General features: G+C 71.7%; 15 protein-coding genes, 1 tRNA gene and 1 pseudogene. 11 read left to right on the top strand and 6 right to left on the bottom strand.

Going from position 1 to position 18,380, the window contains the following annotated elements; all coding sequences use genetic code 11:
- Window positions 1–231 precede the first annotated feature (231 nt).
- Complete coding sequence (locus tag Aru02nite_RS24955; protein ID WP_203661827.1) at window positions 232–810, top strand: dienelactone hydrolase family protein; 579 nt, start codon at window positions 232–234, stop codon at window positions 808–810.
- 381 nt (window positions 811–1,191) lie between these two features.
- Here the strand turns inward: Aru02nite_RS24955 and Aru02nite_RS24950 are convergent, their stop codons facing one another.
- Window positions 1,192–3,909, bottom strand: a complete 2,718-nt coding sequence (locus tag Aru02nite_RS24950; protein ID WP_203661825.1) for a helix-turn-helix transcriptional regulator — start codon at window positions 3,907–3,909, stop codon at window positions 1,192–1,194.
- 214 nt (window positions 3,910–4,123) lie between these two features.
- Here Aru02nite_RS24950 and Aru02nite_RS24945 point away from each other — a divergent pair, with 214 nt between their 5' ends.
- The 4 genes from Aru02nite_RS24945 to Aru02nite_RS24930 all read left to right on the top strand — a co-directional run bounded on the left by Aru02nite_RS24945 (window position 4,124) and on the right by Aru02nite_RS24930 (window position 7,221).
- On the top strand, window positions 4,124–4,783 hold the full coding sequence (locus Aru02nite_RS24945; RefSeq protein WP_203661822.1) for a CatB-related O-acetyltransferase: 660 nt from the start codon (window positions 4,124–4,126) through the stop codon (window positions 4,781–4,783).
- Entirely contained in the window at window positions 4,780–5,658 is an 879-nt protein-coding gene (locus Aru02nite_RS24940) for a Vgb family protein (protein ID WP_203661820.1), read from the top strand. Before Aru02nite_RS24945 ends, Aru02nite_RS24940 begins: the two co-directional genes overlap by 4 nt.
- A gap of 22 nt (window positions 5,659–5,680) precedes the next feature.
- On the top strand, window positions 5,681–6,079 hold the full coding sequence (locus Aru02nite_RS24935) for a DUF3224 domain-containing protein (protein WP_203661819.1): 399 nt from the start codon (window positions 5,681–5,683) through the stop codon (window positions 6,077–6,079).
- Between the two features lie 362 nt (window positions 6,080–6,441).
- Window positions 6,442–7,221: an alpha/beta hydrolase gene (locus Aru02nite_RS24930; RefSeq protein ID WP_239076933.1), complete on the top strand. Its 780-nt coding sequence runs from the start codon at window positions 6,442–6,444 to the stop codon at window positions 7,219–7,221.
- Between the two features lie 151 nt (window positions 7,222–7,372).
- On the opposite strand, the pseudogene Aru02nite_RS24925 reads toward Aru02nite_RS24930, so the two are convergent.
- Window positions 7,373–7,621 (bottom strand): annotated as a pseudogene (locus tag Aru02nite_RS24925) (response regulator); the annotation flags it as partial.
- Window positions 7,622–8,121: 500 nt separating this feature from the next.
- Window positions 8,122–8,194: transfer RNA gene (locus Aru02nite_RS24920), tRNA-Arg, on the bottom strand.
- 159 nt (window positions 8,195–8,353) lie between these two features.
- Between Aru02nite_RS24920 and Aru02nite_RS24915 the strand changes: the two genes are divergently transcribed.
- The 6 genes from Aru02nite_RS24915 to Aru02nite_RS24890 all read left to right on the top strand — a co-directional run bounded on the left by Aru02nite_RS24915 (window position 8,354) and on the right by Aru02nite_RS24890 (window position 13,677).
- Window positions 8,354–9,181: a coiled-coil domain-containing protein gene (locus Aru02nite_RS24915; RefSeq protein WP_203661815.1), complete on the top strand. Its 828-nt coding sequence runs from the start codon at window positions 8,354–8,356 to the stop codon at window positions 9,179–9,181.
- A gap of 29 nt (window positions 9,182–9,210) precedes the next feature.
- A complete protein-coding gene (locus tag Aru02nite_RS24910) occupies window positions 9,211–9,645 on the top strand; it encodes a protein-tyrosine phosphatase family protein (protein WP_203661813.1) in 435 nt (144 codons plus the stop codon).
- Window positions 9,646–9,729: 84 nt separating this feature from the next.
- Window positions 9,730–10,512 carry a GAF domain-containing protein gene (locus Aru02nite_RS24905; RefSeq protein WP_203661811.1) on the top strand — a complete coding sequence of 261 codons (783 nt, stop codon included), beginning with the start codon at window positions 9,730–9,732 and terminating at the stop codon, window positions 10,510–10,512.
- Between the two features lie 67 nt (window positions 10,513–10,579).
- Window positions 10,580–10,906, top strand: a complete 327-nt coding sequence (locus tag Aru02nite_RS24900; protein ID WP_203661810.1) for a hypothetical protein — start codon at window positions 10,580–10,582, stop codon at window positions 10,904–10,906.
- A gap of 192 nt (window positions 10,907–11,098) precedes the next feature.
- A complete protein-coding gene (locus Aru02nite_RS24895) occupies window positions 11,099–12,001 on the top strand; it encodes a hypothetical protein (RefSeq protein ID WP_203661808.1) in 903 nt (300 codons plus the stop codon).
- 386 nt (window positions 12,002–12,387) lie between these two features.
- Window positions 12,388–13,677, top strand: coding sequence for a carotenoid oxygenase family protein (locus tag Aru02nite_RS24890; protein WP_203661806.1), 1,290 nt, complete (start codon window positions 12,388–12,390; stop codon window positions 13,675–13,677).
- Between the two features lie 182 nt (window positions 13,678–13,859).
- Here Aru02nite_RS24890 and Aru02nite_RS24885 read toward each other — a convergent pair whose 3' ends face one another.
- From Aru02nite_RS24885 to Aru02nite_RS24875, 3 genes are all read right to left on the bottom strand, one after another.
- Entirely contained in the window at window positions 13,860–14,702 is an 843-nt protein-coding gene (locus tag Aru02nite_RS24885; protein ID WP_203661804.1) for an NAD(P)-dependent oxidoreductase, read from the bottom strand.
- A 61-nt stretch (window positions 14,703–14,763) separates the two neighbouring features.
- Window positions 14,764–15,750 (bottom strand): aldo/keto reductase, encoded by a 987-nt coding sequence (locus tag Aru02nite_RS24880; RefSeq protein WP_203661802.1) that lies wholly within the window; start codon window positions 15,748–15,750, stop codon window positions 14,764–14,766.
- A 436-nt stretch (window positions 15,751–16,186) separates the two neighbouring features.
- Window positions 16,187–18,361: an alpha-galactosidase gene (locus Aru02nite_RS24875; RefSeq protein WP_239076931.1), complete on the bottom strand. Its 2,175-nt coding sequence runs from the start codon at window positions 18,359–18,361 to the stop codon at window positions 16,187–16,189.
- Between the last annotated feature and the right edge of the window lie 19 nt (window positions 18,362–18,380).

Here is an 18,380-nt window from a genome sequence, read left to right as displayed (position 1 = left end):
GGTGTCGAAGTCTCGCCGGAACTGACGTGGCCTGGCCAGGGTGCGGCGCACCGGGTCGGTTCCGACCGTACCGAGTCGACGATGGTGGCGGCACAGGCGAACGCGACTCGTGGGGTCGTGGCGACCCTGCGTCCCTCCACGTCATCGTCGACGATGCGCTATTGATCGAGACTACTCGAATATACTAATTTGTTGGATCAAATGCGGAGCCGTCGAACAGCTGGAGGACGCATGACCGAGATCGTCCTGTTCCATCACGCTCTGGGGCTCACCCCGGGCATCACCGGCTTCGCCGACGAGCTGCGCCATGCCGGGCACACCGTGCACACGCCTGACCTGTTCGAGGGCCGCACCTTCGCCAGCATCGAGGCCGGCATGGGACACGTCGGCGAGATCGGCTTCGGCACCGTGCTCGACCGCGGCACCCGGGCGGCCGAGACGCTGCCCGCCGAGGTCGTCTACGCCGGATTCTCGCTCGGCGTGCTGCCCGCGCAGAAGCTGGCGCAGACCCGGCCTGGCGCGCGAGGCGCACTGCTGTACTACGCCTGCGTACCGCTCGCCGAGTTCGGTGCCGCCTGGCCGCGCGGCGTGCCGGTGCAGGTACACGGCATGGACGACGACCCGTACTTCGCCGGCGAGGGTGACCTGGACGCAGCGCGCGAAGTGGTCGCCCAGGCCGACCGTGGCGAGCTGTTCGTCTACCCCGGCGACCAGCACTACTTCGCCGACCCGACGCTGCCCTCCTACCGCGAACAGGCCGCAACACTGCTGCTGTCCCGCACTCTGGCGTTCCTCGACCAAGTCCAATGACGCGTACCGGCGCACTGCGCTGAGCGCGGATGTGGAGAGCCGTGAGCCTCGGCCACGATGGCCACGACGAAGGCGGCTGGGCGAAGCTCCAGCCGATCGACGGCGGGTACGCGCGGCCCGCGCGTCAGCGACCACACCGTCACGATCGACTACACCGGATCGGCGGGCGGCTCCTCGTGGCACGAGGTGACCCTGAAGGCTGCCCGCGCGGGATTCTCGGGCCGGACCGGAGCTCCGCCGGATCAGCGCTCCCCTGCGCGGCGGATTCCGGCCAGATCTCGGCGACGACGCCGGCGAGATCGAGCACAACATCCGGGACCAGTACGCGACGACCAGATGCGCTACGCCCTTGCCCGAGTACCACAGAGCGGGCCTCCCCGGTCATGGGACCGGCAGATCGGTTCTGGTGGCGATGCCGAGCTTGGGAAATGCCTTGTACAGGTGGTTGGCGACGGTGCGGGGGCTGAGGAAGAGCTGGGCGGCGATGTCGCGGTTGGACAGTCCCTGCGCGGCGAGTCGGGTGACCGCCTGTTCCTGTGGGGTGAGGACGGTCGTGTCACCCGGGGCAGACGGGGCGATCGCGCCGCCGGCGGCGCTGAGTTCGCCGCGAGCCCGCGCCGCCCACGGTACGGCGCCGAGGGGTTCGAACACATCGAGCGCCGCGCGCAGGTGAGTACGGGCATCGGCCTTCCGGCGGGAGCGGCGCAGCCATTCGCCGTACAGCAGATGGGTGCGGGCTCGTTCGAAGCCGCGGTTGTCGGGTTCGTGTCGCTGGATCGCGGCGCGGTAGAGGTCGTCGGCGTCGCTGTCGCGCGCGAGCATGGCCCGGCAGCGGAGCACCACCGCGTCGAGCCAGGGTTGCCGGACACGGTCGGCCCACTCGGTGAGCTGGGTAAGAGCGTCGACGATGTGCGCCGTTCGACCGAGCCGTGTCGCCGCCTCGATACGGTCGGGGATGCTGCGCCTGCCGGGCAGGTGGTGGCGAGCCGGCGACCGGCTGAGGGCGTCGAGGTGGGAGAACGCCCGCTCCCAGCGACCGGATCCGAGGTGCAGCAGACCGTCCGCCCAGTGTGCCCATGCGAGGCCGGGCGCCAGCAGGTCCGGCCCGGGCGCGGCGCGCGCGTCGTCGGAGTGGGCTCGGCACGCGTCGGCGTCACCGCGAAACGCGGCCAGTACTGCGAGCACGCCGCTGAGGTCGGTGGCCAGGGTGTCGTGTCCGGCGGCCTGGGCGATGCGTACGCCCTCCTCAGCGGCGTCGCGCGCCGCCAGGTGCTGACCGTGGAACAGCTGCGAGCGTGCCATGCAGGACAGGACGGGCGGTAGCTGGCCGAGCCAGCCCCGTTCCCGGTGGTTACGAAGCATGCGTGTCGCGACGCGGTGTGCCTCGGCGTCCTGTCCGGTCGCCTGGAGTGCGGTGGCGGCGAGGATGAGCCGGTCGGGTCCGCCGTACCCGGTGTCGCGTGCTCGGGTGACGACCGCCGTGAGGCTGTCCGGGCTCGGGCTGTCGACGGCGTCCCGGACGCACCACACCAGCAGGCGTACGACATGAGAGAGCGGGTCGTCGGGCGGTAGCGGGAGGACGGCGAGGCGTTCGGCAGCGTCGGTCACCGGCTGCGCGCCGAGGTACCAGCCGACGTGCACGGCGTCGAGGAGCAGGTCGGCCGCCCGGCGCGGGTCGTCGGCGGCGACCATCGAGGCGGCGTTGACCAGGAGGCGGCGCGCCTCGGGCAGCGACCCACGATAGAACGCCGCCGTACCCTGCGCGCCGGCCAACCGGCTGCGCAGGACGAGGTCCGTGGTCTGGGCAGCGGCCCGGTCCGCGAGGTCGGTCGCGGCTTGGAGATCGCCACCGTTGAGGGCGGCTTCGGCGGCGAGGGCAAGGCGGCGGGCGCGTCGTTCGCCCGGCGGGGTGAGCTGCGCCGCCCGCTCGTGGGCGGACACCGCTGCCGCGTAGCCGCTGCGCGCCGCCGCCGCCTCCGCGCTGCGTTCCAGCTCCGCCGCGATGTCCTCGTCGGGGTCGGTTGCGGTGGCGGCGCGATGCCAGGCCCGACGCTCGGCGTCGTGGGGGCCGTCCAGCGCCGCGGCGAGCGCCGCGTGGGCGTCGACACGGTACCGGTGGGGGGCCGACTCGTAGACAGCCGCGCGTACCAGCGGATGCCGGAACGTCACGGCGGCGAGGTCCGCGCGGACCAGCCCCGACCGCTCTGCCGGCTCCAGGTCGCCCGGCGCCGCCCCGAGCCGCGCCCCTGCCCGTAGCACGACGTCGAGTTCGCCGGTGTCGTGTGCGGCCGCAACGACCAGCAGCATGCGGGTGGCGTCGGGCATGCTCCGGATCCGGCCCGCGAACGCCTCCCGCAGCCGGTCGGTCAGAGGCAGCGTCGCCGGCAGTGTTCGGACGTCGCTGGCGCGGAGGTTCGCCACAGCGGCGGGCAGCTCGGTGATGGCGAGCGGGTTGCCACCCGCCTCGGCCAGCATCCTGCGGCGCAGCTCCGGTGCCAGGTCATGGACCCGCTCGTCGAGCAGCGCGGCGGCCGCGGACGGATCCAGGCCGCTGAGCCGCAGTTCCGGCAGCTCGGAGCTGGTGAAGACGCTCTCGGTGTCCCGGGCGGCGCACACCATCACCACACCCTCGGTACCCAGCCGGCGGGCGGCGAAGACGAGCGCCTGCGCTGACGCGGGGTCAAGCCAGTGCGCGTCGTCGACCAGGCACAGTAGCGGTCCGTCCTCCGCGAGCTCGGACAGCAGCGACAGTACGGCCACGCCGACGAGCAACCGGTCCGCCGGCTCCTGACCTGGGACCGCGGCGAGACCGAACACACGCTGCAACGCGTTCCGCTGCGGCTCCGGCAGGGCGCCGAGACGATCCAGCGCCGGCCGCAGCAGCAGGTGCAGGCCCGCGTAGGGCAGGTCGACTTCGGTCTCGACACCGCTCCCGCGCAGTACGCGCCAGTCCGCCGCGGCGTCGGCCGCGTACGCCAGCAGCGTGGTCTTGCCGATGCCCGGTTCGCCGCGAACGACCAGGGCACCACTGGCCTGGTCGTACGCCCCGGCAAGTAGCCGGTCGATGACCGTCAGCTCGTCGGCGCGCCCGTGCATCATGCGCGCACCGTACCCAGGGCTCCTCATTGCGCCGGAGCCAAGTACTCATGCCGTGACGGATTCGACCGTGCGGATCCCCGCTTAGCGTGATGGCCAGCACCGGGAGCGCAGCGTCGACCTCCACCTCGAACGGGCGGTCCGCAGTGAGTACCGGTGAATGTGGCAGGACCGGCGCAGACCCACGCTCGTCGACACCAATGCACAGGAAGGGCCCATGTTGTCGCCTGATCCGCTGACCATCCATCCGCTGGCCGCACACCCGCGGGTGGTGTTCCTCAAACCGCTGGTCAGCTCGCCGAAGATCATCGTCGGTGAGTACACCTACTACGACGACCCCGACGCCGCGACCCGCTTCGAGCAACGGAACGTGCTCTACGCCTACGGCCCTGAACGGCTGGTCATCGGCAGGTACTGCGCGATCGCCGCCGGGACGCGCTTCCTGATGGCCGCGGCCGAGCATCCGATGCTGGGCGCGTCCACCTTCCCGTTCACGATGTTCGGCGGCGAGTGGGCCGAACGGACTTTGGACATCGTGACCGCGATGCCGAGCCGGGGCGACACCGTCGTCGGCCATGACGTCTGGTTCGGCCACCAGGTCACCGTCATGCCCGGAGTACGCATCGGCGACGGGGCCGTCGTCGCGGCCGGCTCGGTCGTCACCGCGGACGTGCCGCCGTACACGATCGTCGGTGGCAATCCGGCCCGAACGATCCGCCAGCGGTACGACGACGCCGACGTCGAGCGCCTGCGCCGGGCCGCCTGGTGGGACTGGCCGGCCGCCCTGGTCACCGAGCACGTACGCGTCATCATCGCCGGCACCCCGGCCGACATCGAGCGCATCGCGGTCGAGCACAACCTGGAGCAGGACGCATGACGTCCGTGTCCATCGAGGAGTACACGGTGCCGGGCGACGGCCCGTACGCGGTCACGGCCGGCCCCGACGGTGCGCTGTGGTTCACCATGGTCGGCGGCAGCAGCATCGGTCGGCTGGTCCCCGGCGAGAGGGCCGCCAGCCATCAGCTCGAACCGGGCTGCGGCCCGACGATCATCACGGTCGGGCCGGATGCTGCGCTGTGGTTCACCGAGTACCAGGCACACCGGATCGGGCGGATCTCCCTCGACGGAGCCGTTCGCGAGTTCCGGCTGCCCACCCCGGACTCCGGGCCGTTCGGCATCGCCTCCGGGCCGGACGGTGCGCTGTGGTTCACCGAGACCGCCGCCAACCAGATCGGCCGGATCACGCCCGACGGGCAGGTCACCGAGTACCCGCTCCCGGTCGACGACGCGTTCCCGTCCGCGATCGCCGTGGCGGACGACGGCGCCATGTACGTCACCCTCAACCAGGCCAACGCGATCGGCCGGGTCGAACTCGACGGCACCGTGAACGTGCACCCGCTGCCCACGCCCGCTGCCGGACCGGTCGGGATCACCGCCGGCGAGCACGGAACCGCGTGGTTCGTCGAGATCGCGGCCGGCCAGCTCGGCCGGATCGGCCCGGACGGCACGATCACGGAATTCCCGCTGCCGGACCGGACGGCCAAACCGCACGCCATCACGGCCGGCGGCGACGGCAGGTACTGGTTCACCGAATGGGCGGCCAACCGCATCGGCTCGGTCACCGTCGACGGCCAGATCCAGATGTACGACCTGCCCACCCCGGGCGCGGAACCGCACGGAATCACCCTCGGCCCGGACGGCGCACTGTGGGCGGCGCTGGAGATCGGCGCGCTCGCCCGCATCACCCACTGACAACGACGCAGAAGAGGAAGCCATGACGACCACACCGCGAACGATCGACGCCGAGTTCGAGATCGACGACTGGGACGAGACCCCGTACCTCGAACCCACCGAGGGACCGAAGCTGACCAAGGTCACCATCCGCAAGACCTACCGCGGGACGCTGGACGGTACCGGCGTCGCCGAGGTTCTCACCGCCCAAGGCGCGGCAGGCGCCGGTTACGTTGCCTCCGAACACATCCAGGCAACGCTGGACGGCCGGAGTGGCACCTTCGTGATCCAACACGGCGGTCTGGCTGACGGTACGGACCAGAGCACCTTCGGCACCGTCGTCCCGCACTCGGGTACGGCAGAACTCGCCGGCCTGTCCGGCCATGCCACCGAAGCCCGACACGGCGTCCTCACCCTCACCTACACCTTCGACGCCGACTGACGCCACCAGCCGGGTCCGGCAGCACACGCCACGACCCGCACCCGGCCGGACCCACTGTGGGGCGCACCGGTGCCGAAACATCGCCGGCGCCGGGTTCGTCGAGCGCCCCGCCTGGACACACTGCTGCTCGGCCGACTCGACGGACGCCTGCAACCGGTCGGGCACACCACACCTGTCCGCCGCGATCGCCGCCGCGGCACCTGCATCCGTTGTCCGACAACACATCCAGCGCTCCCCAGCGCTACCCACCAGCCTGGCCGACGGCCAGGACCCGCCCATCTGGCCTTCGCGGCTCTGGTTCCAAGCGGCGTCGCGTGCCGGTGGTGGATCGATCGTCAGGCATGAAGGCTTCGCGTCGAAAGGTGGCTACGACCATTACCGCCCCCGTTTCACAGCAGATCACGCTCTATCCCGCCGAGGACCGGTTCGTCGGGCCCCGACCCGCCGTCCTCGTCCTGCCCGGCGGTGGCTTCCGGGAACTCCCGCCGCACGAGGGCGAAGGCTACGCACGCTGGCTGTCCGGCCTCGGCATCCACGCCTTCGTCCTGTCCTACCGGCTGCTGCCGGACCGGTTCCCGGCCCCGCTCGAAGACGCCCGGGCCGGATTGGACCACATCCGCAGCGGCGACCACGGCCTCGACGTCGGCCGGGTCGGCGTCATCGGTTCGAGCGCAGGCGGCCAACTCGCCGGCCTGCTCATGACCGGACAGGTCCTGTCCATCGAGGACGGCGTCGCCGACCCGCCCCGCCCGGACTTCGCGATCCTGGCGTACGCGCTGGCCGACCTCGACCTGCTGCCGCCGCCGGTGGTCGAGAACCTGCTCGGTGACCTGCTGCCCATCAAGGACGAGCTGTCCCCGGCCAAGCACGTGGACGCGTCGGTGTGCCCGACCTTCGTCTGGGCCACCGCGCAGGACCCGCCGGGCTTGCCCAACGCACTGGAGTGGACCCGGGCGCTGGCGGCTGCCGCGGTACCGGTGGAGTTGCACGTCTACCCGGCCGGTGGCCACGGCATCGGACTCGCCGACGGGGTGGAGTACGGCGGCGCGCCACACCCGTCCATCGCGCGCGAGCCGCACACCGCGAACTGGACGACCGCGTGCGCGGCCTGGCTGCGACGAGATGGCGTCCTTGTCGACTGACCGCGTCGCCGCCTGGGGTACACGGCGCGCTGCGCAACGCGTTGGCGCTGGCGCAGACCTGGCGGCGGCGACCCCACCGACCTGCTCGTGTGCTGCCACGGGTTCTGCGTGACTTCGGCAGCGCAGTACCGCGGGGCTGCACGGGTGTTGCCTACGGCGGCCCGGCGTTCGGTGGCGAGCGGTCGGCGGGCACGAGGTCCTTTGCGAGGAACAGGACGGCGTCGGCCGTCAGCGCCGGGTACAGGCGATCGTCGTCGTCGAACGTGGCCAGTACGACGGTCCCGGTGGCGGGGCGCTGGGCCAGGATGCGTTCGGTGGCACCGACCTCGTCGCGTACCGGCATCCGCAGGTCCATCAGGACCACACCGGGATGGGCGGGCCCGGCGAGCCGTACCGCCGCGAGGCCGTCTCGGCCTCCCCTCGGATCCTCGGACGGCGGCCGGCCCGGGAGCCCGCGGGCTGGCGGCCTCGGAGGTGATCAGCGTGGTGGACGACGCATCGAACCCGCCGTAGATCTCTGCTCTGCCGGCTGCGGCCTCCAGGTCGGACACGCTGCCGTACTGGTGGACGTGTCCTTACCGACGGCCGTGGTCGGCGGTGAGGAACCCACCTGCCCCCACTGGTGCCGCCGCGACCCGACCGTCTCAGCCAGCGGCGACGACGGAAGGCAACACAACTTGGCACGGTCCCCATGAGGCCGACTACTACCTCACACTGCCGGGTACCAACGCGCGGATCGACCCCGAGTCGTGCCGCCTGAGCCCGCAGGGTGTCGAGGAGTCCAGGATCCGAGGCTCGGGCACATCTCGGGCGCATGGCCGATGATCATCGAACCGGTTCAAGGGGCCCCGAAATGACGAAGCCCCAGGTCAGACGCGATGTCTGCCTGGGGTGGGAAAGTGCGCCCGGAGGGATTCGAACCCCCAACCTTCTGATCCGTAGTCAGATGCTCTATCCGTTGAGCTACGGGCGCATGGTCACGAGAACCGGTTCATGAGTGTAGCGGGTTGGTACGGGGGTGCGTCGGGGGGTACCCCGGCCGGCGGGCACGCGGCTTCACGGGCACCGGCTGTACGTGGCCGTGGTGGACGTTCGGGGTGCCGGCGGGGTCGGGATGGGCGAGCATGGGCGGATGACGCCTGACGCGGTACGGGAGTTGTACCGGGCGCCGATCGAGGAGTTCGTGGCGACCCGTGACCGGCTGGTGCGTGCGGCGCGCCGGTCGGGTGACACGGAACTGGCGGGCGCGCTCGCCGCGGCGCGTAAGCCGTTGCTGGCCGCGTGGCTGGTGAACCGGCTGGCGGCGGACGCGCCGGAGCGGGTGGCGGCGCTGTTGGAGTTGGCGGAGCGGTTCCGAGCGGCGTACGCGGCGGGTGACGCCGGGCAGGTCCGCGAGCTGTCCACGGAGCGGCAGCGGGCGCTGGCCGAGCTGGTGGACCTGACCGGCCGGTACGCGGAGGACAGCGGGCGGCGGGCGACGGACGCGGTGTTGGCGCAGGTGGGCGAGACGCTGTCGGCGGCGCTGGTGGAGCCGGAGATCGCCGCCCGGGTACGGGACGGGGTCGTGGTCCGTCCGGAGCGGTACTCGGGGCTCGGTCCGGCGATGCCGGCCGCGTCGCCGGACGTACCGGGGGCGGAGCGGCGGCTGCGGTCGGCGGGCGACCGGGCCGAACCCGTACGCAAGGAGAAGGCGGCGGGTGCGGGGCGCAGGGCGGGCGCCGGGCGGAAGGCCGAGGCGGAGGCGAAGCCGGATCGCAGGGCGGAGGCGGAGCGGGCGCGCGACGAGGCGGCCGGCAAGGAACGCGAGACCCGGCAGCGGCTCGCCGACCTCGACGCCACGCTGACCGACCTGCGCGACGCGCTGCGCGAGGCGATGCGGGCGCGGGACCGGTGCGCGCGCGACCACGAGACCGCGCGCCGCGCCCTCGCCCGCGCGGAGCAGCGCCTCCGCAACCTCTGACCAAACCACCCGGCCGTACGCTCGGGCGCATGGATGGGCGCTGGGAACCGGGTACGGCGGGCGTGTTGCGGCTGCCGTCGGGCCGGTTGGTACGCGGGCGTGGGCTGCGGAAGCCGCTGCCCGCCGGGCCGACACCGACGTTCGGGCTGTACCTGCTGGGCTCGGAGCCGCCGGCGGTGGACTGGCCGAGCCGGTGGCTGCGCTGGCCGGACTTCCGGCTGCCGGCCGACCGGGACGACGCGCTCGACGCGCTGCGCGAGGCGTGGCGGCGGGCCGGCACCGAACGGGTCGAGGTGGCGTGCGGCGGCGGGATCGGCCGTACCGGGACCGCGCTGGCGTGCCTCGCCGTACTCGACGGGGTGCCGCCGCGCGAGGCCGTCGCGTACGTGCGGGCGGGGTATGTGCGGCGCGCCGTCGAAACGCCCTGGCAGCGCCGGTACGTCACGCGCTTCCCCCACGCCTGACCTGCGACGCCGGCGCGAGGGGGCAGAAACCGGAGGCTGGTCGGTACCGTGGGGTAAAGCCGACAAACCTCTGAGGAGTGGACAGTGCCCGAGACGGACGAGGGGGGTCGGGAACGGTTCCCACGATGGGCCCGGTACGGGCTGATCGTGGTGCTGCCCGTCGCGACGGTGGTGACGACCGCCGCGGCGTCGGTGACCGCCGGCCCCGTCCGGGTGTACTGGATCCTCGGGACGGTCGCGGTGACGCTGATCGCCGGATACCTGAACGTCAGCGAGGCGCGGAAGGCCGAGCGGATGCGGGTGACCGCCGTGCAGGCGAGGGCCGAGCTGGGCGAGTCGCTGTCCCGCGCCGGCCAACCCCTCCTTGAGGTACTCGGCCGCGTCGTCGGTACGAAGGCGCAGGTGGAACGGAAGCGCCACCTGGAGGTGCTCGTCACCAAGAGCGTCGAGCTGGCCGCGTCGCAGTGCGGGCGCAAGGAGACCGGCTGCCGTACCCGGAGCGTGTTCTACACGCTGAGCCGGGACGGTACCGAGCTGGCCAACCCGCTCAAGAGCGGCTGGCTCGGCAACTCGCCGCGCGACCGGTACACGTCGACGGCCGGTGAGGCCGAGCGCGAGATGGTGATGCTCGCGCAGGGCGAGCGCGCGCGACTCATCGGCGACGTACGCCGGGACAGCTCCGACTGCCTGTACCCGGGGCAGCAGCACCGGTCGTTCCTCGCGGTTCCGGTGCGCGCCAACGGAAAGAGCCACGGACTGTTGATGGTCGACTCGGACGTGCCGGACAGCCTCACCGAGGTGGACCTCGGCTACCTGATCCTCATCGCGAACGCGCTCGCCGCCGGCCTCGCCCGGGACGAGACGTGACACGCCGTACCGCCACTGCGATACTGGGTGGACGTCCAGTCGGTGGGGATCGGGGGGCGCGGTGGCCATGACGTCCGAGGACCTGCACGCGGATCGGCCCGGCATCACGACACCACTGAGTACCAAGGCGAGCGAGGCGTTCCTGTCCGGCGAGATCGACGCCGAGCAGTACCTGCGGGACGCGCGGGCCGCGGCGGAACGGCGGGCGTGGCGGGAGATGCGCCGCGCCGACCGGGGCGTACCGCTGGGTCGGATCTTCGCGCTCATCGGCGCCGCGGCGTACGGGCTGATCGCGCTCGTGCTGTTCTCCGTGCAGTACCACGGGCCGGCGCTGGTCGCGCTGATCCTCTGCCTCGCCTGCACCGTACTGATGTTCGTCCGCGCGGCGCGCTGACCCCGCCGGTCGTCCGGAGTTCCACAGTGGACGGTCGCCGGAATCGGCCGATCGGCGGATGACCCGCGGGCCGTCGCCTGGACTACGGTCGTCAGGCGGCGACCGCGCCCGCCCCCTCGCGTGGTGCCCTACCCCCGCCCAGCGTCCGCTGCGTCGCCGCATGCACACGTTCCCCAACCGGAGAGGTTCCCCATGCGCGTACGCAGGCTCCTCGGCGCGACGCTGGCCGTGTCGGCACTGGTCATCGGTGCCGGCAGCACCCTCGCCAGCGCGGACGTCACGCCGCAGGTGACCACGTATCAGCCGACCGGCGCGTACCAGTTCGCGTCGAACTACAAGAACGGCGCGGTCTGGCAGGTCAGCGGCATGCCCCTCAGCCAGCCCGACTCGGGTGAGACCGTCGGCTCGACCGGCGTCACCGTCACCACCAAGCCCGCCACCAACGAGTACGCCGACGCCGGCGTGATCGTGCCGGTCGGCACGGTGGGCGACCTGTTCAACGCCGACGGGACGTTCAAGGGGATCCAGGTCGACGGGCCCGGCGCCGCCGCCACCTCGACCAACCTCTACATCGACACCAACGCCGACGGGCACTACCTGTCCTTCTCCGCCGACGGCTACTACGTCGGCCCCGCCGGCGACCAGGTCCTGTACAACGTCGACACCACGCTCACCCGCGACAAGGTCGACGCCGGCAGCCACGGCTCGCGCGCCGCAGTATGGGCGTGGGTCGGCGTGTCCGGCACCGGCGCCAAGTCCGCCACCATCACCGGCGTCGCCGGCACCACGCTGGTCAAGACCGTCAACGACCCCTCCGTACTCGTCGGCGCCAACGTCTGCCGTCTGTCGACCAGTACCTCCCAGAACCTGTGGACCATCACCAACACCGCCGGCGGCCGCTCCCGCGACTTCCACTTCGGCGTCAGCTACAACGGCAAGACCACGTGGACCGGCGTGCACACCGTCGCCCCCGGCAAGACCTTCGCGCTCGTCACCAAGGGCGGCGGCAAGGCCATCCTCCAGTGGTACGACGGGTACGGCGCCGCCAAGGAAACCTACGCGTACTCGGACCACACCAAGATCTGCGCGTCCTGAACGGTTGAGGCGCGGGCCCGGGTGGGCCTGGCGTACGTGGGCCGGCTCTTCTGTCCATTGTGGATGGAGGGGCCGGCCCTTGTCGTGGGGTGGGTGACTGGTCGGGCGGTCGGGCGGTCGGGCGGTCGGTGCTCAGGTGCCGGGCGTCCGGGCGCTTGGCCTTCGGGCGTTTGGCGCTCGGGCGCTTGACGCGCAGCGTTCAAGCGCTGGTGCTTGGCGCTTGGCGCGCGCAGCGTTCAAGATCAACTCAGATTGTTCAATTGTCGCATTGTTCAACAGTTGACTTGTTGAACAATTGAACAATCGCGCTGATATTCCACTGTTGACATGTCACCGCTGGAGCTTCTATCGTCGACCTGTCAGTACTGGAATGATCGGAGGTCGCGATGCCCGCGTACCTGCAGGGGCTGTTGGCCCCGGTGCCCGACGAGATCGACGCGGTGGATCTGGCGGTGACGCGGGGTGCGCTGCCGCCCGAGCTGACCGGCCGGTACTTCCGGAACGGCCCGAATCCGTTGCCCGGTCAGGATCCTGGCCACTGGTTCGCTGGGCACGGCATGCTGCATGGTGTGCGGCTGCGCAACGGCCGCGCCGAGTGGTACCGGAACCGGTGGACGCGGACGGCGGCGTTGGCGGGCGCGCCGTTCGTGGGGCCGAACGGGGTGGATCGGGCGGCGGTCACGGCGAACACGCACGTGATCCGGCACCACGACCGGATTCTGGCGCTGGTGGAGTCGGGGCTGCCGTACGAGGTGACGCCGGAGCTGGAGACGGTCGGCCCGGTGGACTTCGGCGGCAGGCTGCGTACGGCGATGACGGCGCATCCGAAGCAGGATCCGGTCACCGGCGAGCTGCACTTCTTCGGGTACGGCGCGATGCCGCCTTTCCTGACGTACCACCGGTTGTCGGCTGGTGGGGAGTTGGTGGAGAGCCGTGTGGTCGCGGTGCCGGGGCCGACGATGATGCACGACTTCGCGATCACGGAGCACCATGCGGTGTGGCTGGACCTGCCGGTGGTGTTCGACGTGTCCCGGGTGGGCCGCGGCATGCCGTACCAGTGGGACGACGGGTACGGCGCGCGCATCGGTGTGATGCCGCTGGCGGGTGGTGACGTGCGCTGGTTCGACGTGGACCCGTGCTACGTGTTCCATGTCGGCAACGCGAGCGAGGACGACGAGGGCCGCGTCGTACTGGATGCCGTGCGGTACTCGCCGGGTGGGTTCGACGCGGTCTGGCGCGGCATCGGCGGTTCGGACACGCCGGGCGACGCGGCGGTCGGCGCCACGCTGTACCGGTGGGTCCTCGATCCGCGTACCGGCGCGCTCGCCGAGCAGGCGCTGGACGACCGGGCCGTCGAGTTCCCGACCGTCAACGAGGACCGCCTCGGCCGTTCCAGCCGCTTCCGGTACGCGGTCGGCGACGACGCGATCCTCAAGTACGACACGGGTTCCGGCGCGGTGCAGGCGCTGCGGCTGGGGCGGGACGCTGGCGAGGCGGTGTTCGTACCGGCGGCCGGGGGTACGGCGGAGGACGACGGCTGGCTGCTGTCGATCGTGAGCGACCTCGGCGGTTCGGAGTTGCTGTGCGTGGACGCGCGTGACCTGACGGAGGTGGCCGCGGTGGCGCTGCCGCGCCGGGTGCCGTCGGGGTTCCACGGCAACTGGTTCGCCGACTGACCGTGCGCGGGGCCGGTCGTTCGGCCGCGTCGGCCGGTGGGGGTGCGGGTGCGTCCGGTACGCGCCCGCCGCGAGCGCGCGAACGGCATGCCCTGCGTACGCGCCCCGGGGACGGCATCCGACGTCCCCGGGGCGGACCCATGCCCGGGAACCCAGGCGCCGCAACGGAAAGCGCGTGGGCGTCAGTACACGCGGTAGACGGCGGCCATGTCCTCGTCGCCGTGGCCGGCGACCTCCGCCGCTTCGAAGCGGTCCAGTACGGCGGCGGAGAGGGGAAGGTCGACGCCGGCGTCGGTGGCGGCGTCGCGGATGAGCCGGCCGTCCTTCGCCGCGTGCGCCAGCGGAAAGCTCGGCGGGTACTCACCGGCGAGCATCGCGGCACCCTTGATGTGCGCGTACTGGCTGTCGACGGAGGCGCCGGCGATGGTGTCGAGGAACTGGGCGCCGTCGAGTCCGAGGCCGGCGGCGAGCGCGAGCGCCTCGGCAGTGGCGCCGGTGAGGGTGGTGACCCAGGCGTTGACGGCGAGTTTGAGGCGGCTGCCGGTGCCGGCCGGACCGACCCAGACGGTACGGCTGCCGACGGCGTCGAACAGCGGCGCGCACCGGTCGCGGGCGTCGTCGGGACCGGAGGCGAGCACGACGAGCTGCCCGCGTTCGGCCGGCTGCTTGGTACCCATCACCGGCGCGTCCACGTACGTGACGCCGAGGCGGTCGGCGAGCGCGGCGAACTCGTCGGCGTACCGGGCGCCGACCGTGCTCGCCTGTACCCAGAGGGTGCCGGGCGCGACGGGCAGGTCGGTCATGACGGCGTGGACGGCGGCGCCGTCGGTGAGCATCGTGAGGACGACGTCCGCGCCGGCGACGGCGTCGGCGGGATCGGCCGCCACGTACGCACCGCGCTCGGCGAGCGGCGCCGCCCGCGCCGCAGTACGGTTCCACGCCCGTACGGTGAAGCCCGCGTCCAGCAGGTTCGCCGCCATCGGCAGCCCCATGATGCCCGTTCCGAGTACCGCGACCGTCGTCATGGTTCCAGGATGCGGCACCGGGCTGCCCCGCGCAGCCGGTCGGGCCGCGCGGGGCGGGCGGTCAGTTCGTGGCATCGAGGCGGGCGCGCTGGTCGACCGTGAGGTCCAGGTCGACGGCGGCGAGGCTCTCGTCCAGCTGCGCCACCGACGACGCCCCCACCAACGGGATCACCGGTACGTCCCCGCCGAGCAGCCAGGCGAGTACGACCTGGTTGGCGGTGGCACCGGTCTCGGCGGCGACCTCGCGCACCGCCGCCCTGCGCCGGGGCGTACCGGGATGGTCGAGTTCCGGGTCGAGCGGCTTGTCGTCCCGCACGTACGCGCCGGACAGCAGCGGCGTGTACGCGACGAGAGCCAGTCCGGGATGCTCGCGGGCGTAGCTCATCAGGTCACCGGACGCGACACCCTGCTCACCGTCGACCGACAACGGCCCCGGCACGTCGGTACGCCGCCGCAGGTACGTGTGGTGGTACTGGAGCACCTCGTACCCGGGGAGGTTGCGGGACGCCGCGATCGCCCGGGACCGCTCGACCTTCCACGCCCAGTGGTTACTGACGCCGAGCAGCCCGACCGTACCGTCGGCGACCAGACCGGCGAAGCCCTCGACGGTCTCCTCCAGCGGCGTCGCCGGATCCTCGATGTGCGCGTACAGCAGGTCCAGGCGGTCCACGCCCAGCCGCCTCCGGCTCGCCGCCGACGAATCCCGGATCACCGCCGCCGACAGACCCTCCGCGTTGTCCACGAAACCGGTACCGGGCGCCAGCGGACGCGCGCCCAGCTTCGTCGCGATCACCACCTCGTCACCGATCCCGCGACTCCGGCGCCACCGGCCGACCAGCTCCTCGCTCTCGCCGCCCTGCGTACCGTTCGCCCAGAACGCGTAACAGTTCGCCGTGTCGACGAACGTGCCGCCCGCCGCCACGTACCGGTCGAGGATCGCGAACGACGTCGCCTCGTCGGTGTCCGTACCGAACCGCATCGTGCCCAGGCTCAACACGCTGACCTGGCGCCGGGTGGCCGGGTCCGCGCCGATGCTCCGGTATCTCATGTGTCCCCCTCGGATTCCTCGCTACCCGGGGGAGTCTGGATGCTGGAGTGGGCTCAAGGTCAAGGGGCGCAGTGTGCGTGGGTCGGGCCGGCAGGGTTTGCGGGCGAGGGCTCCACGGTCGGACAGGCCGGTGTCGTCGCGGAGCCGGCTCAGCAGAGCCAGAATCCCGGCCTGCACGGTCACGTCGAGCGCGTGGCCGTGCGCTCACGGTCGGGTGCGGTCCGCGGGTTCGGCGGGTTCAAGGTCGAGTGCGGTCGGCGGGTTCAGTGGGTTCGCGGTCAGGTGGGGTCAGAAATCGATTGTCCAATTGTTCAACTGTGTCATTGTTCAACTGTCCAATTGTTGAACAATGACACAATTGAACAATATGCCTGAGCCCACCCCGCCACACCCCGGGATCCGTTGCCACACAACGGATCCCGGCGTTGAGCGCGACTCAGTCGCCGACCCGCGTGAGGTGCAGCAGCGTACTGTCGTAGTCGCCGTTGAGCCGCAACGGCAGCCCGAACCCGTGCAGCGCCGCCCCGGTCAGCGGGTCGTCGACGCCGTCGACGCGGTACCGGGCGTGCGGGTCGAGTCCGGCGAGTCGCAGCAGTGGCGGCCTTTCCCCGAACCGTTGTGCCCCGAGGTACGCGAGGACGACGGCTTCGGACCGGTCGGGTGCCACGTACTGGACGGCGGAGAGTCCGGGGGACGGCGGCCGCAGCCGGTACAACTGTCCATGTTGGACGATGGTCCGGACGGTCTTGTACTCGGCGATCAGGTCGGTGGCTTCGGCGAGGTCGGCGTCGGACCATTCGGACAGGTCGCCGCCGACGCCGAGTACGCCGGCCATCGCGGCGTGGAACCGGTAGCGGAGCGGGACCGTACGCGGGTCGAGGAAGTTGGGCACGTCGGTGACCCAGCAGGACATGGCGCGCGCGGGGTACACCTGGCTGTAGCCGTGCTGGATGATCAGCCGGTCGGGGGCGTCGGTGTTGTCGGAGGTCCAGACCTGGTCGGTGCGGGCGAGGATGCCCATGTCGATCCGGGCGCCGCCGCCGGAGCAGGATTCGAACGCGACGCCGGGATGCTTGGCGCGCAAGCGATCCAGCACCGCGTACAGGTTGTGCACGTGGTCGAGCCAGAGGCGTTCGGGGTTGTCGGTCTCGGCGGGCCAGCCGGCTTCGGTGAACGGCCGGTTCATGTCCCACTTGACGAACTGGATGTCGTGGTCGGAGAGCAGCGCGTCGATCCGGTCGTACAGCCAGTCGGCGACGTCGGGGCGGGCGAGGTTGAGGACGAGCTGGTTCCGCATCGTGTGCCGGGTACGGTCGGCGAAGTGGTAGACCCAGTCGGGGTGTTCGCGGTACAGGTCGGAGTCGGGGTTGACCATCTCGGGTTCGACCCAGATGCCGAAGTCCATGCCGAGCCGGTGCACCTCGTCGATCAGCGGGGCGAGCCCGTTGGGGAAGCGTTCGGGGTTGACGGTCCAGTCGCCGAGGCCGGCGTGGTCGTCGACGCGCGCGCCGAACCAGCCGTCGTCCATCACGAACAGCTCGCAGCCGATGCTCGCGGCGCGCGCCGCGAGCGCCTTCTGGTTCTCCTCGTTGACGTCGAAACCCGTTGCCTCCCAAGAGTTGTACAGTACGGGCCGGTCGGCGTCGGGGTTCGGCATGACGTGCCGCAGCTGGTACGCGTGCCACGCCCGGCTCGCGCCGCCGAACCCGTCGGCCGTGTACAGGCCGGCGAAGACCGGCGCGGTCAGCGATTCCCCGGGCGCCAGCCGGTACGGGCCGAAGCCGTCGTGCCCGACCCCGCCGAGTACCTGGACACCGCCGTGCGACAGCTTCTGCGTGGCCAGCTGCCAGACCCCGGACCACGCCAACGCTCCACTGTAGACAGTGCCGGACTCCTCGGTCGCCGACCCGTCGTCGATCGCGTACCAGGGGTTGGCCTGGTGGCTGGTGGTGCCGCGGCGACTGCCGATGACGAACTCGCCGTCGGTCAGGATCTGGTGGCGCAGCTGGGTTTCCGCGCTCCACCGCCCCGACAGGTGACTCAGCCGGTACTCGTCGGCCTCCGGTACGGTCCACGTCGCGGAGTCGAACCGGTCGAGTTCGATCGGGGTGTCGCCGGTGTTGGTGACGACCGCCCACCGCTCGATCACGTCGGTGTCCGCGCGGATCCGGTAGTGCAGGGCCAGGTGCAGCGGTCCGTCCGCGAACTCGACGGTGAGCTGGTGCGTGTCGCCGTCCCGGGTGGTGTTGCTGCCGACCAGCCGCCACTCGATCGACCGCGTGGCGCCGAACCGCGCCGCGAGCGCCGCCCGCCCGAACCGGATCCCACCCCGCACGGGGTACTCCTCGGCCCCGTCGAGCGGTGACTCGAAGCCGCGCCGGCTCCACCGCTGCCGCTTGACCGTCCCGATGTGTACGGCGTCGGCCAGCGTGACCGGTTCGCCCCAGTACACGTGGAGGAGGGGGTCCGGGATCTCCTGGTGGTGCACGGTCACGCTGCTCGGGCAGGCCACCGCGTACGCCGAGTGCGGGGTGCGGAGCAGCCACACCCGGTGCGTCTCGTCGTACGCGATGCCGACCTGCTCGCCGCCCCGGCTGGTCTGAACGTTCACGTCGCCACTCCCCTGTTTC

It is taken from the genome of Actinocatenispora rupis, assembly GCF_016861975.1.
Classification (GTDB): domain Bacteria; phylum Actinomycetota; class Actinomycetes; order Mycobacteriales; family Micromonosporaceae; genus Actinocatenispora; species Actinocatenispora rupis.
This window is presented reverse-complemented; position numbering and strand designations above follow the sequence as displayed.

Coding starts and splice junctions, on each gene's coding strand:
- Aru02nite_RS24955 (WP_203661827.1), top strand. CDS start 232: ATGACCGAGATCGTCCTGTTCCATCACGCTCTGGGGCTCACCCCGGGC.
- Aru02nite_RS24950 (WP_203661825.1), bottom strand. CDS start 3,909: ATGATGCACGGGCGCGCCGACGAGCTGACGGTCATCGACCGGCTACTT.
- Aru02nite_RS24945 (WP_203661822.1), top strand. CDS start 4,124: ATGTTGTCGCCTGATCCGCTGACCATCCATCCGCTGGCCGCACACCCG.
- Aru02nite_RS24940 (WP_203661820.1), top strand. CDS start 4,780: ATGACGTCCGTGTCCATCGAGGAGTACACGGTGCCGGGCGACGGCCCG.
- Aru02nite_RS24935 (WP_203661819.1), top strand. CDS start 5,681: ATGACGACCACACCGCGAACGATCGACGCCGAGTTCGAGATCGACGAC.
- Aru02nite_RS24915 (WP_203661815.1), top strand. CDS start 8,354: ATGACGCCTGACGCGGTACGGGAGTTGTACCGGGCGCCGATCGAGGAG.
- Aru02nite_RS24910 (WP_203661813.1), top strand. CDS start 9,211: ATGGATGGGCGCTGGGAACCGGGTACGGCGGGCGTGTTGCGGCTGCCG.
- Aru02nite_RS24900 (WP_203661810.1), top strand. CDS start 10,580: ATGACGTCCGAGGACCTGCACGCGGATCGGCCCGGCATCACGACACCA.
- Aru02nite_RS24895 (WP_203661808.1), top strand. CDS start 11,099: ATGCGCGTACGCAGGCTCCTCGGCGCGACGCTGGCCGTGTCGGCACTG.
- Aru02nite_RS24890 (WP_203661806.1), top strand. CDS start 12,388: ATGCCCGCGTACCTGCAGGGGCTGTTGGCCCCGGTGCCCGACGAGATC.
- Aru02nite_RS24885 (WP_203661804.1), bottom strand. CDS start 14,702: ATGACGACGGTCGCGGTACTCGGAACGGGCATCATGGGGCTGCCGATG.
- Aru02nite_RS24880 (WP_203661802.1), bottom strand. CDS start 15,750: ATGAGATACCGGAGCATCGGCGCGGACCCGGCCACCCGGCGCCAGGTC.